The sequence below is a fragment of the Comamonas sp. 14P8.1.4 genome (genome assembly GCF_057799285.1).
Genome location: NZ_JBYOKN010000002.1, coordinates 284,008 through 297,200, shown reverse-complemented (window position 1 = coordinate 297,200; position 13,193 = coordinate 284,008). Strand labels below are relative to the sequence as shown.

Annotated in this window: 11 protein-coding genes; 6 read left to right on the top strand and 5 right to left on the bottom strand. The window is 61.7% G+C overall.

Features of this window, described 5'->3' with window-relative positions:
- Positions 1–63: 63 nt before the first annotated feature.
- Positions 64–945: an amino acid ABC transporter substrate-binding protein gene (locus AC27VO_RS06045; protein ID WP_488665812.1), complete on the top strand. Its 882-nt coding sequence runs from the start codon at positions 64–66 to the stop codon at positions 943–945.
- 2 nt (positions 946–947) lie between these two features.
- On the top strand, positions 948–1,700 hold the full coding sequence (locus tag AC27VO_RS06040; RefSeq protein ID WP_488665811.1) for an aspartate/glutamate racemase family protein: 753 nt from the start codon (positions 948–950) through the stop codon (positions 1,698–1,700).
- A gap of 51 nt (positions 1,701–1,751) precedes the next feature.
- On the opposite strand, the gene AC27VO_RS06035 is transcribed toward AC27VO_RS06040, so the two are convergent.
- Both AC27VO_RS06035 and AC27VO_RS06030 read right to left on the bottom strand, forming a co-directional pair.
- Positions 1,752–2,177 (bottom strand): hotdog fold thioesterase, encoded by a 426-nt coding sequence (locus AC27VO_RS06035; protein ID WP_488665810.1) that lies wholly within the window; start codon positions 2,175–2,177, stop codon positions 1,752–1,754.
- A gap of 77 nt (positions 2,178–2,254) precedes the next feature.
- The gene (locus AC27VO_RS06030; protein WP_488665809.1) at positions 2,255–2,809 is read right to left on the bottom strand and encodes an acyloxyacyl hydrolase; all 555 of its coding nucleotides are present in this window, start codon (positions 2,807–2,809) and stop codon (positions 2,255–2,257) included.
- 182 nt (positions 2,810–2,991) lie between these two features.
- Between AC27VO_RS06030 and recQ the strand changes: the two genes are divergently transcribed.
- The 4 genes from recQ to AC27VO_RS06010 all read left to right on the top strand — a co-directional run bounded on the left by recQ (position 2,992) and on the right by AC27VO_RS06010 (position 8,237).
- Positions 2,992–4,857, top strand: a complete 1,866-nt coding sequence (gene recQ / locus AC27VO_RS06025; RefSeq protein ID WP_488665808.1) for a DNA helicase RecQ — start codon at positions 2,992–2,994, stop codon at positions 4,855–4,857.
- Between the two features lie 97 nt (positions 4,858–4,954).
- Positions 4,955–6,613 carry an acyl-CoA dehydrogenase family protein gene (locus tag AC27VO_RS06020; RefSeq protein WP_488665807.1) on the top strand — a complete coding sequence of 553 codons (1,659 nt, stop codon included), beginning with the start codon at positions 4,955–4,957 and terminating at the stop codon, positions 6,611–6,613.
- Between the two features lie 147 nt (positions 6,614–6,760).
- The gene (locus AC27VO_RS06015; RefSeq protein ID WP_488665806.1) at positions 6,761–7,969 is read left to right on the top strand and encodes a threonine ammonia-lyase; all 1,209 of its coding nucleotides are present in this window, start codon (positions 6,761–6,763) and stop codon (positions 7,967–7,969) included.
- A 124-nt stretch (positions 7,970–8,093) separates the two neighbouring features.
- Complete coding sequence (locus AC27VO_RS06010; RefSeq protein WP_488665805.1) at positions 8,094–8,237, top strand: hypothetical protein; 144 nt, start codon at positions 8,094–8,096, stop codon at positions 8,235–8,237.
- Between the two features lie 142 nt (positions 8,238–8,379).
- Here AC27VO_RS06010 and scpC read toward each other — a convergent pair whose 3' ends face one another.
- The 3 genes from scpC to ubiM all read right to left on the bottom strand — a co-directional run bounded on the left by scpC (position 8,380) and on the right by ubiM (position 13,111).
- Positions 8,380–9,894, bottom strand: coding sequence for a succinyl-CoA:acetate CoA-transferase ScpC (gene scpC / locus AC27VO_RS06005; protein WP_488665804.1), 1,515 nt, complete (start codon positions 9,892–9,894; stop codon positions 8,380–8,382).
- A 390-nt stretch (positions 9,895–10,284) separates the two neighbouring features.
- The gene (locus AC27VO_RS06000; protein ID WP_488665803.1) at positions 10,285–11,580 is read right to left on the bottom strand and encodes a solute carrier family 23 protein; all 1,296 of its coding nucleotides are present in this window, start codon (positions 11,578–11,580) and stop codon (positions 10,285–10,287) included.
- Between the two features lie 244 nt (positions 11,581–11,824).
- The gene (gene ubiM / locus AC27VO_RS05995) at positions 11,825–13,111 is read right to left on the bottom strand and encodes a 5-demethoxyubiquinol-8 5-hydroxylase UbiM (protein ID WP_488665802.1); all 1,287 of its coding nucleotides are present in this window, start codon (positions 13,109–13,111) and stop codon (positions 11,825–11,827) included.
- Between the last annotated feature and the right edge of the window lie 82 nt (positions 13,112–13,193).

Below are 13,193 nucleotides of genomic sequence, written 5' to 3'. Positions count from 1 at the left end.
ACAGCGGCGCGGCGCTGCTTCCTACACTGGCTTTCACATTTGCAGCCACTTGAGAGGAACCCCATGAAATTTCGCTCCACATTGCTTTGCGCCAGCCTGGGTCTGGCATGCATGGCGGGTGCCCATGCTGATACTTTGGCCAAGGTGGCACAAAGCGGTCAGATCACCATGGCCTACCGTGAGTCTTCCGTGCCTTTCAGCTACTTGGACCAAGGCAAGCCCATCGGTATGGCCGTGGATATTTCCAATGCCGTGGTTGAAGCGGTGAAGAAGGCCGTGGGCAAGAGCGATTTGAAGGTGAGCTGGCAGGCGGTGACTTCGCAAAACCGCATTCCCTTGCTGATGAACGGCACTATCGACATGGAGTGTGGATCCACCACCAACAACACCACGCGTGCCAAGGACGTGGACTTTGCCATCAACCACTTCTACACCGGCACCCGTTTGCTGGTGAAGAAGAGCTCGGGCATCAAGGATTACACCGACCTCAAGGGCAAGACCGTGGCTGTGACGGCGGGAACGACCAACCTGCAGGTGCTGCGCAAGGCGAATGCCGAGCGTCAGTGGGGCATTGAGATGGTCATGCCCAAGGACCATGCCGATGCATTCTTGCTGGTGCAAAACGACCGCGCTGCGGCGTTCGGCATGGATGACATCTTGCTGTTTGGCCTGATCTCCAACTCCAAGACGCCGGCGGACTACGCGGTGGTGGGTGAGTCCTTGCAGGTGGAACCCTATGCCTGCATGGTGCGCAAGGCCGACCCCAAGTTCAAGGCGCTGGTGGATGGAGTGATTGGCGACATGATGAAGTCTGGCCAGTTTTCCAAGTTGTATGACAAGTGGTTCATGCAGCCCATTCCTCCCGTGAATGCAGCACTGGGCTTGCCTATGTCGACGCAGCTCAAACAGAACCTGGCAGATCTGAGCGACAAGCCTGCCTTCTGACCATGAGTTCTGGTGTGTGGGCCCCACCGCAGGCGGTGGGTATTTTGGGCGGAATGGGGCCAGCCGCTGGAGCCGATTTTGTACGCCTGTTTGTGCAGGCCTGTGAGTCCTATCTGCGCGCGCACGGGCAGGAGGTCAAGGACCAGCGCTTTCCTGAGCACTGGCTGGTACAGATGCCCATTCCAGACCGCACCCATGCGCTGCAGACGGATCCACAGGCCGCCAACGGCCCTGCACCGCACATGCTGCAAGGTGTGGGGCGCCTGGCGGCGCTGGGGGTGCGCAGTGTGGCGGTGGCTTGCAATACAGCCCATGTCTGGCATGCGCAGTTGCAGTCCTTGTTTCCACACTTGCGCATCTTGCACATTGCCCAGGAAACGGCGGCCTTCTTGAAAGCGCAGGGTGTGACGCAAGCCCTGGTGCTGGCCACGGCAGGCACTTACCAAACAGGCTTGTACGACGCTGCATTGCGTGCCCAGGGAATTGTTCCTCGGGTGCCGGATGCGCAGGGGGTCGAGCTGCTGATGCGCGGCATCTACGCCGGTGTGAAGGGCGGCGATGTACCGTTGGCAACCGCCTGTTTTGGGGATGTGCTGCAGACGCTGCACCACGCACATGGCCCGCTGCCGGTGATCATGGGGTGCACCGAAATTCCGCTGGCGTTGCCGCAAGCCCCGCAGGCACAAGGGCTGGAGCTGATCGACCCGGCCTGGATACTGGCGCAGGCCCTGGCACGGCAGGCCTATGAGGCATAAAAAAACAAAAAGGCTTCGCATGCGAAGCCTTTTTGTTTGAAAGTACGCAACTCAGGACTGGGGCGCCAGGATGGCCATGGTGATGCGTGACACACAGGTTGGCTTGCCACTGTCGTCCACCATATCGATCTGCCAGACCTGTGTGGTTTTGCCAATGTGTACGGCCTTGGCCGTGCCTGTGACCCAGCCGCTGCGCGCAGAGCGCAGGTGGTTGGCGTTGATGTCCAGCCCCACCGCCAGGTGCCCTTCGGGCGCGGCATGGTAGGCGGCGATAGAGCCCAGGGTCTCGGCCAACACCACGCTGACGCCGCCGTGCAACAAGCCGAAGGGCTGTTTGGTGCGGTGGTCTACGGGCACGCGCCCGACCAGATAGTCGTCACCGATTTCCGTAATTTCAATGCCCAGATGCTCGACAGCTGTATTGGCATTGCGGCCATTGATGGCCTCCAGTTCAGCGGGTTTGCGCCAAATCGACATGGTGGTGTTCTCCAAAGCAACAAGACCGCATCATGCGGCCTGGTTGCAGTCTGCGCTGTTCGCTCGGTGACAGCGCGCTAGAAGGTGTGTGCGTAGCGCAGTTGCACAAAATTGATACCGGGATTGGGGTTGCGAATACCGGCATTCGATGCGTGTTGCACCCGCAGGGTCAGCGCATGTGCTGCGTTGGGGCCAAAGTTCAGTCCGACACCCAGGTGGGTGGCAAAGTTAAAGCGTGTGCCCATGCGCTGCTGGTCGTTGTACAGGCGCTTGCCGGTCACCATCAGCGCTGTACCTGCTTCCAGAAACCAGGGGGCGTTGCCCTGTGCGCCGCGCCAGCGCAGGCTGGGGCCAATGCCCAGCGCGGGTGTGGTGAAGCGGTGGTCTTGCAAATCCCGATTGGACCAGGCACCCAGCCAGGCATCCCAGTGGCCGTGCACCAGGCCGTTGCCCAGCTGCCACGGCCCGGTTTTCCAGGGCATGGTGGTGCCCACGACCAGGGCCTTGCTGCTCTCTTCCCCTTGGCCGGCCTGTACGTACCAAGTTGGCCGGGTATCCAGTGCCTGGGCGTAGGCGCTGCTGGCCGTGGCCCAGGCTGCCAGTGCGGCACAGCCCCATATGCGTGGTGACATAGACGACATCCCCTGTGTTGGTGGGCTGCGTGCAGCCTGTATCAAATTGTTGGTGTGTCGAAAAATTCTGCGCATCCGCTCAAAGCAGAGTTGTCCGCTAGGGGCTTGTTGTGCTGTGAGCCGCCAGCCACTGGCGCAGCGCACAATACGCGGTTTGTTCGCGCCAGATTGAGGAAGCTGCCTTGTCCCCCGCCCAAACCGTTTTGCAAGATGTCTTTGGCTACGAAGCCTTTCGTGGGCCTCAGCAAGCCATCGTGGAACACGTCACGGCCGGTGGGGATGCGCTGGTCTTGATGCCGACAGGCGGTGGCAAAAGCCTGTGCTACCAAATTCCTGCCATCGTGCGCCAGCAGCAAGGCCATGGCGTGGCGATTGTGGTCTCGCCACTGATTGCGTTGATGCACGACCAGGTGGGCGCGCTGCATGAAGCCGGGGTGAAGGCAGCCTTCCTGAACTCCTCGCTGGACTGGCAGCAGGCCCAGGACGTGGAATGGCAGATGCAAAGCGGCCAGCTCACCTTGCTGTATGTGGCCCCCGAGCGCTTGAACACCCCGCGTTTTTTGGGCTTGCTCGATGACTTGCTGGCGCAAGGGCAGCTGGGTTTGTTTGCGATCGATGAAGCGCACTGCGTGAGCCAGTGGGGCCATGACTTCCGCCCTGAATACCGCGCTTTGAGCGTGCTGCACGAACGCTATGCCGGGGTGCCACGCATTGCACTGACAGCCACCGCGGATGACCTCACGCGCGCAGACATCGTGGAGCGCTTGCACCTGGAGCAGGCGCAGCAGTTTGTCAGCAGCTTTGACCGCCCCAACATCCGCTACACCATCGTTGAAAAAAAGGACGTCACCAACCAGTTGGTGCGTTTGATCAAAAATGACCACGAAGGCGATGCCGGGGTGGTGTATTGTCTCTCGCGCCGCCGCGTGGAAGAGCTGGCGCAAACGTTGCAGGACAACGGTATCAATGCCTTGCCCTACCATGCAGGTTTGCCCTCGGAAACCCGCCAGCTGCACCAAAACCGCTTCTTGCGCGAAGACGGCATTGTGATGGTGGCCACCATTGCCTTTGGCATGGGTATTGACAAGCCCGATGTGCGCTTTGTGGCACACGTGGACATGCCGCGCAACATCGAAGGCTACTACCAGGAAACTGGCCGTGCAGGACGCGACGGACTGCCTGCCCACGCTTGGATGGCGTACGGTATCTCGGATGTGCTGAACCAGCGTCGCATGATCGACGAAGGCAATGCCGACGAAGCCTTCAAGGATGCACTGCGTGGCAAGCTGGATGCGCTGTTGACTTTGGCGGAAGCCACCGACTGCCGCCGTGTGCGCCTGCTGCAGTACTTTGGCGAGGCCTCCCAGCCCTGCGGCAACTGCGACAACTGCCTGCACCCACCGGCCATCTGGGACGGTACGGATGCTGCGCGCAAATTGCTGTCCACCATTTATCGCGTGCATGAGATGAGCCAGCTGACCTTTGGTGCCGGCCATATCATGGATGTGCTGCGTGGCAAGATCACGGACAAAGTCACGCAGTATTTGCACGACAAGATTTCCACCTTTGGCATCGGCAAGGAATACAGCGAGCAGCAGCTGCGCGGCGTGATGCGCCAACTGCTGGCGATTGGCGCGCTGGGCTTGCACAAGGTGACCAGTGAGAACAGCGGCCATGTGTTTGACACGCTGACTCTGACTGCGCAATCGCGTGAGGTGTTGCGCGGCGGAGTACAGGTGCTACTGCGTGAATCGGTGGCCGCCAGCCGCGCGCGTGGGGCCAAGCGCAGCACGCCCACCAGCGCGGCCGCCAGCCACTTGGGTCCCGATGCGCAGGTGCGCTTCATCAACCTCAAGGCCTGGCGCTCCGAAGTGGCCAAGGCGCACGATTTGCCTGCCTATGTCATCTTCAACGATGCCACCTTGGTGGGCATTGCCGAACGCAATCCGCAGTCACTAGCCGATTTGCAGGGCATCAGTGGCATCGGCGCGAAAAAACTCGAGGCCTACGGTGCCGAAGTACTGCGTGTGGTGGGTGTGCCCGCATGATGCAGGCGGCCTCTGAGAGGCTGCCGCTAGCGTTGACCCTGTAGCTGCGTGGGGTACCCCCTCCTAGACTGTGGGTGAACAGCCATGGAGGTGTGTGATGGGCCCTTGGGAGACACACGACATTCACAACCAGGTGGATGAGCGAACCGACCTTGACCTGCTGGGTTGCGATTTGGCCTTGCAGGAAGCGTTGAACCGCGCAGGCGCGCAGCGCTGGCTTCCGCAGCTGCAAGCGTATGGGCAGCAACTGGGACAGGCCTGCAGCTGGTTGCTGGCGCAACAAGCGAATGCACAGGGCCCGGTTCTGCAACGTTTTGATGCGCGGGGGCGTTTGTCTGAGGACGTAACGTTTCACCCCGCCTGGCACGCCCTGATGGGCATGTACCGCGCCCAAGGCCTGATCAGCCTGCCGTTTGATAACACACAGCCGGGCCGCTGGAGCGCGTGGGCGGCGGGTTTCTACCTGCACGGGCAGGTGGAGCAGGGCACGTTATGCCCGGCCACCATGACCACGGCCGCCATTCCCTTGTTGCGCAAGGAACCCGCGCTGTGGGCACAGCTGCAAGCGCCCTTGTTCAGCCGCAGCTATGACGCGCAGGATGTGCCCATTGCCGAGAAAACCTCGGTCTGGCTGGGTATGGGCATGACGGAAAAACAAGGCGGCTCGGATGTGCGCGCCAACACCACCATCGCGACAGCGGTGCATGCAGGTGGGCGCGGCGGGGACTACCTGCTGCGCGGGCACAAATGGTTTTTCTCGGCCCCAAGCAGTGATGCGCATTTGGTCGTGGCGCAACTGGCCGATGGCAGTGGGCCGGCCTGCTTTTTCGTGCCGCGCTGGCGGCCCGATGGTACGCGCAACAGCATCCGCATTCAACGCCTGAAAGACAAGCTCGGCAACCGCAGCAATGCCAGCAGCGAGGTGGAGTTTCAGGACGCCTTGGGCGTGCTGATGGGCGAGGTGGGGCGGGGCATTCCCACCATCATCGAAATGGCCAGCATGACGCGGCTGAACTGTGTGATTGGCAGCGCGGCCATGTTGCGCATGGCCACCGTGCAAGCCTTGGCCTATGCGCGCCAGCGTCAGGCATTTGGTCAGGTGCTGGTGAAGCAGCCGTTGATGCGCAGTGTGCTGGCCGATCTGGCGCTGGAAAGCGAAGCTGCGTTGCAGCTGTCCATGCGCCTGGCGCAGGCGTTTGAGCATGCGCACGACCCGCAGCAGCGTGCCTACCAGCGCATTCTGACCCCGGCAGCCAAGTTCTGGGTCTGCAAGCGCGCGGTGGCGCTGACGGCCGAAGCTATGGAGGTGCTGGGCGGCAACGGCTATGTGGAAACCAGCGTGATGGCCCGCCTGTTGCGCGAGGCGCCAGTGAATTCGATCTGGGAAGGCTCGGGCAACATCATGTGCCTGGATGTGCTGCGCGCGCTGGCGCGTGAACCCGAGAGCGCAGCCCTGTTGCTGCAGGACTTGCAGCAGCAGGCGAGGGGTGACGCAGTGCTGCAAAAATCTTTGCAGCACGTGGTGGAATCCCTGCAATGGCCTGCGGCGCAGCAAGAGGCCCGGGCCCGGTATGTGGTGCAGCAGCTGGTGCTGGTGGTACAGGCCTGCCTGTTGCGCAGCCATGCGCCGCAGACGGTGGCAGATGCCTTTGTGCACTCTCGCCTCGGGGCTGGTGCCTGCGGCTGGGTGGTGGGCGTGCTGGATACGCAGTCCATGGCCGTAGATGCCATCTTGCAGCGTGCGCTGCCAGGTTAAAAAAATGGAGCAGCCAGCGCTGATTGAATCTGCGTTTTCACATGGTTTTTCATTGGAAGCAATGAAAAGCAAGCGCTGGCAGCTCCTAAAGTTGAAAAGAACTTTGCAGCCTGGCCGCAAGCAAAGCCTTGTGCAATCCGCCAGAATGTGCAGACCATGCTGAGCTATTCCGATATCCAAGCCGCAGCCACGCGCTTGCGCGATCATGTGCTGCGCACCCCGTGTGTGGCTTCGCAAACCCTCTCGCACATTGTGGGCGCGCAGGTGTTTTTGAAGTTTGAGAACCTGCAGTTCACCGCCTCCTTCAAAGAGCGCGGTGCCTGCAACCGCCTGCAGCTGTTGAGCGCCGATGAAAAGGCGCGCGGCGTGGTCGCCATGAGTGCGGGTAACCACGCTCAGGGCGTGGCCTACCACGCACAGCGCATGGGCGTGCGTGCCGTCATCGTCATGCCGCGCTTCACGCCCGGGGTGAAGGTGGAGCGCACGCGCGGCTTTGGCGCAGAGGTGGTGCTGCACGGCGACACGCTGGAAGCCGCACGTCTGCATGCCTATGAGCTGGCCGCGGCGCAGAACCTGACCTTTGTGCACCCGTTTGACGACGAAGGCGTGGCCGCAGGCCAGGGAACGCTGGCCATGGAAATGCTGGCCGATCAACCCGACCTGGATACCCTGGTGGTAGCCATTGGCGGCGGTGGCCTGATTGCTGGCGTGGCCACAGCGGCCAAGGCTATCAAGCCCGAAATTCGCGTGGTGGGGGTGCAGACCGAGCGCTTTCCTTCCATGCTCAATGCGGTGCAGGGCAGCCATTTTCCCATTGGCGCATCCACCATTGCCGAAGGCATTGCGGTGGCCACAGCGGGCACCCTGACACGCGAGGTGGTGCGTGCGCAGGTGGATGAGCTGTTGCTGGTCGATGAAGGGGATGTCGAGCAGGCCGTGCTGATGCTGCTGGAAATCGAAAAAACCTTGGTGGAAGGTGCGGGTGCTGCCGGTCTGGCGGCGCTGCTGCGCCACAAGGACAAATTCCAGGGCCAGAAAGTGGGCCTGGTGCTGTCCGGCGGCAATATTGACCCGTTGCTGCTGGCCGCCATCATTGAGCGCGGCATGGCCCGTTCTGGGCGCCTGGCGCGCATCCGCGTCAGCGCACGCGATGTGCCCGGTGTACTGGCCAAGATCACCGCTACCGTGGCCGAGGCCGGGGCCAACATCGAAGAGGTGCACCACCAGCGGGCCTTCACCATGCTGGCGGCGCAGAATGTAGAGATTGACCTGGTGCTGCAAACGCGCAATGCCGCGCACATCGAGCAGGTGCTGCAGGCCCTGCGCGAAGCGGGCATGGAAGCCGCCCGTGTCTGACAGCAGGAATCAGGGTTAGCCTGTGGCTGTGGAAGCGGCAGGCTCTCTACAATGAATTTCCCGGCTGCGGTTGCGGCGCAACCCAGTCATTTTTTGAATGCTTTGCTGCGAGGAGGTCTTGTTGATGCACCAATCCCACGATCCTGCTGTCACGCAGCCCCCTGAAGATGCTGTGGAAGCAGTAGTGCCCGTGATTCCGGTGGTGTTGCCGCTGGTCGGCGCCGCCATGATGTTTTTGCTGGCCTTTATCGCTGTCACGATGGCCTAAAGCGCGTGCTGCTCGAAAAGCCTTTTTCCAGTCTTTTCCCGCTGCACAAAAATCAAAAAATTTAAAAAGCCAACTGCAAAGCAGTTGGCTTTTTTTGTGGCTGCCTCCGGCAGCCCGATCAGGGCCAAGGCCCTGATATGGTTTACAGGCGCATATCACCCGTTTCCACAAAGCGCTGGTGCCAGCTCAGCGCCTCGGTCAGGATGTGGGGCGTGTGCTGTGCGCCCTGGCTGCGTGCACGGTCGAAGTAGTCGTGCAGCATGGGGCGGTAGTCGGGGTGGGCGCACTGGTCGATGATGACCTTGGCACGCTGCTTGGGCGACAGGCCGCGCAGGTCCGCCAACCCTTGTTCGGTGACGATGATCTGCGTGTCGTGCTCGGTGTGGTCCACATGCGAGCACATGGGCACGATGCAGCTGATCTTGCCGTCCTTGGCCACGGATGGCGTCACGAAGAACGACAGATAGCCGTTGCGCGCAAAGTCGCCCGAGCCACCGATGCCATTCATCATGCCGGTGCCCATGACGTGGGTGGAGTTGATGTTGCCGTAGATGTCGGCTTCAATCATTGAGTTCATCGCGATGATGCCCAGGCGGCGCACCAGCTCGGGGTGGTTCGAGATTTCCTGCGGACGCAAGATGATGCGCTCGCGGTAGAAGTCGATGTTGTCTTCAAAGTCCTTGCAAGCCTCTTTGCCCAGCGAGATGGATGTGGCCGAGGCCTTGCTCATCTTGCCCGTGCGCAGCAGGCTCAGCATGCCATCTTGCAGCACTTCAGTGAAGCCCAGCAGGTTCTCAAACGGGCTGTGCTGCAAACCGGCCAGCACGGCGTTGGCCACGTTGCCTACACCAGACTGGATGGGCAGCATCTCTTTGGGCAGACGGCCCATCTTCATCTCGTGACCGAGGAAGTCGATGATGGATGCGGCAATCGTGTTGGACTGCGCATCGGGCAGCGCAAACACGTTGTCGCGGTCGCCCTTGTGCGTTTCCACCACGGCGATGACCTTGGAGGGATCTACGCGCAGGTACTGCTCGCCAATGCGGTCGTCGGCATGCGTCATGTTGATGGGCATGCGGCGGGGCGGAATAGCCGTGCCGTAGTAGATGTCGTGCATGCCTTCCATCTTCGCGGGCGGCTTGGTGTTCACTTCCAGAATCACCTTGTCCGCAATTTCCAGCCAGGTCTTGTTGTTGCCCACGGCGGTCGAGGGAATCAGCAAGCCGTCGGCAGTCACGCCCAGTACTTCAACCACGGCAATGTGCATATGGCCCAGGAAACCAAACCATGCGTGCTGCGCCACGTGCGACAGGTGCATGTCGATGAAGTCAATCTCACCGTTGTTGATGGCTTTGCGGGCGGTGGGGTCGGTGTTGAAGGGCAGGCGCTGGCCCAGTGCCTGGGCTTCAGCCATGACGCCATCGCATTCGGCGGCCGTGGACGCGCCCGTCCAGACATTGATCTTGTAGGGCTTGCCCTGGGCATGCTCGCCCTTGGCACGCGCCGCAATGGCCTGGGGCAAGGCCTTGGGGTAGCCAGCGCCGGTGAAGCCGCTCATGCCGACGTTGACACCATGCGGAATCAACGCTGCTGCAGCGTCTGCCGACATGACGAGGTGGTTGAATTGTGGGTAGCGGACGCGGTCTGCCAGGCTCATCGTGGTTTCTCCAACTTTGCAAAAACAAGCCGCCTGCATGGGCGGCTTTTTAGAGGACTGCAGAGATGCGCAGGGGGTGTATATCACCCCAATATAGGGCGTGCCGAGGCATGCTGTTGTGGTGCTGACGGTATCTCTGAGCGGCCCAATCTCCGATGTGGATGGTATCAGTGTTAACCCTTGTTGGCAGCATAGTGCCTGCGCATGCCCGCGTCTCTAATCCATTGTTATTACGGCCCTTCGGGCGAAGCGGGCACTTGCAGCGATTCGGATGAGGCTGCGCCTGGGTTTGCTGCATTGCAGCAAAGAAGCGGCCGGCGCAAAAAAAACCGACCCGCATCCGCGGGTCGGTTCTGTGAAGCGTCTAGGCGCTGCAAGCAGCGCGCCCGCTTAGTGGCTCTTGGCGCGGCTGAGCAGGGCGTACAGGATGATGGCGCCAAACGTGGCACAGCCAATGCCGCCCAGGGCGAACTCACCAAACTTCAGGGTGAACTCGCCCGTACCCAGAATCAGGGTGATGGCGGCTACGATCAGGTTCTTGGTGTCCGAAAAGTCGACCTTGTTGTCTACCCAGATCTTGGCACCGGCAATGGCGATCAGGCCGAACACCACGATGGAGACACCGCCCATGACGGGCAGCGGAATCGCTTGAATCAGCGCGCCAAACTTGGGGCTGAAGCCAAGCAGCACGGCCAGCAAGGCGGCGACCAGGAACACGGCAGTGGAGTAGATGCGGGTAGCAGCCATCACGCCGATGTTTTCGGCATAAGTGGTCACGCCGGTGCCACCGGCAGCGCCGGAGACCATGGTGGCCACGCCGTCACCGATGAACGCGCGGCCCATGTACTGGTCCAAGTTCTTGCCGGTCATGGCGGTCACGGCCTTGATGTGGCCCAGGTTCTCGGCCACCAAGATGATGACCACGGGCACGATCAGCAGCATGGCGTTGGCGCTGAACACGGGGGCGTGCAGGCTGGGCAGACCAAACCATGCAGCATTGGCCACGCCGCTGACATCAAACGGCTTGCCCAGGCCCATGCCGTTGGTCAGCACGGCGTAGATGATGCTGGCCACGATCAGGCCAATCAAAATCAGCAGGCGCTGCATCATGCCGCGGGTGAACACGGCCACCAGGGCCACGGACACAAAGGTCACGGCCTGCATCCAGGCATCAAAGTTGTTGGCCGCCATGTTCTTGACGGGGATGGCCGCCAGGTTTAGGCCAATCACGGCCACCACGGCGCCAGTCACCACGGGGGGCATGAAGCGCTCGATCCAGCTCGTGCCGATGGCTTGCACCAAGAAGCCGATCAAGATGTAGACCAGGCCGCAGGCAATGATGCCGCCCAGCGCCAGACCAATGTTGGCATTGGCGCCGTGGGTGGCCACGTAGCCGGTAGCCACGTTCACCACACCGATGAAGGCAAACGACGAGCCCAGGTAGCTGGGCACTTTGCCGCCGGTGATGATGAAGAAGATCAAGGTGCCGATACCGCTCATCAGCACGGCCAGGTTAGGGTCAAAGCCCATCAGGATGGGGGCGAGCACGGTGGAGCCAAACATGGCGATCACGTGCTGGATGCCCATCAGGCCGGTCTGGCCCCAGGGCAGACGCTCGTCTGGCCCAATCACGCCGCCGTCTTGTAGCGCGGCGGGGGACTTTTCAGTCCAGGAAAACATTCCCATTTGTATTGCTCCGTAAAAATTGCTGGCGCGATGTTAGAGGCTTTCCTCCGGGCGCGACACGGCCACGCAGCGCATACCGGCTGCCATGTCAGGAAAATGGAAGCAGACTGTGTGCCTGCGTGGCGAAGAAGATGCTTTATTTTTAGGAGCGCTTTGCGGCAGTGTCTACTTGCTTTTGAGGCATTAATGCATCAAGAACAAGCAGGGCGGTGCGCCAGCCACTCCTTTTTTTGATAGCCGCTACTCAGCGGCTGTTGCGCGGAAAAAACGGTGGCTTGGGCAGCTGGCTGCTGATCAGTGCCCAGGGGCTGCGCCCTGTGAGCTGGGCCACGATGGCCGCCTTGATGGGCGGAATGCGGCGCGAGGTCTGGATGATGGCCTGGCGCACCAAACGGGGTACGGGGCGCGCATCGGTGAACAGCTTCACCACCGTATTGGTGCCCTGGAAGATGGGCCAGGCATGGCGGTGGTGGCCTTGTGCATACGGCGCCAGCACGCTGGCACGGCCCCAGTCCTGACCGGCGGCGCGCGCGGCCACGATGCAGGCTGTCAGCCGCTCAACCCCTGACAGCCCCAGGTTGAAGCCGTGGGCGGTGACCGGGTGCATGCCAACAGCGGCGTCGCCCAGCAGGGCAAAGCGCTCGCCGCTGAAGCGGTGGGCATAGGTGGCGACCAGCGGGTAAATGTGGCGTTCACCCACGAGCTGCATATCGCCCAGGCGGCTCTGGAAATGGTTTTGCACGTGGCTGGCAAAGTCTTCGGGCGACAGCTGCATGAGTTGCTGCGCATCGGCCGAATCGGTGGTGACCACGGCGGAGCACAGCAGCTCGCCGGTTTCCGGGTCAGGCTGCACGGGCAGGATGGCCAGGGTGCGGTCATAGCCAAAGCACTCGTGGGCCTTGTCTTCGTGCGAGATGGTGTGGCTCAGGCGGCAAACGATGACGCTGCGGCCAAAGTCGGTCATCTGCGTGCCCACGCCCAGCATGCGGCGCACGTTGGAAAAACGGCTGTCCGCGGCAATCACCAGGGGCGCACGCAGGGGCGTTGCATCCACGCGCGCGCCGTTGTCGTCCAGGGTGTAGTGCACTTCGGCGTGGGTGTCACCCGTGGTGACCTGGGTCACGCGGGCGCCGGTGAGGATGGTCACACCTTCGGTGCGGCTGGCCACTTCCCAGGCGGTGCGGCGCAGCGCATGGTTGGGCACGATGCGGCCCAGGTAATCGGTGCCGCTGCCTTCGGAGACGATATCCAGCGTGGAGCGCTGGCCTACCGGGCCGTCGTGCACGATGGCATCACGGATGGAGCCAATTTCGTGGTCTTGCAGGCGCGCCCAGGTGCCCAGGCGCTGCAGGGTCTGCACGCTGGGGTGGGTAAGGGCAATTTCGCGGCCATCCGGTGCGGAGTTGGCCAGTTGGGATTCGTTTTGCAGTTCCAGAACCGTGGCTTGCAAACCCGCGTGGGCCAAGGAGATGGCGAGCGACAGGCCGGCAGGACCTGCGCCCACGATAAGGACATCGGTGTTCATGGACATGGGTGCAATCACTGTGAAAGTGGGCCTATTGTGGCCCGGACTCGGGGTGATCTGTGTCAGTGCGAATGGTGCATTGTGCGTC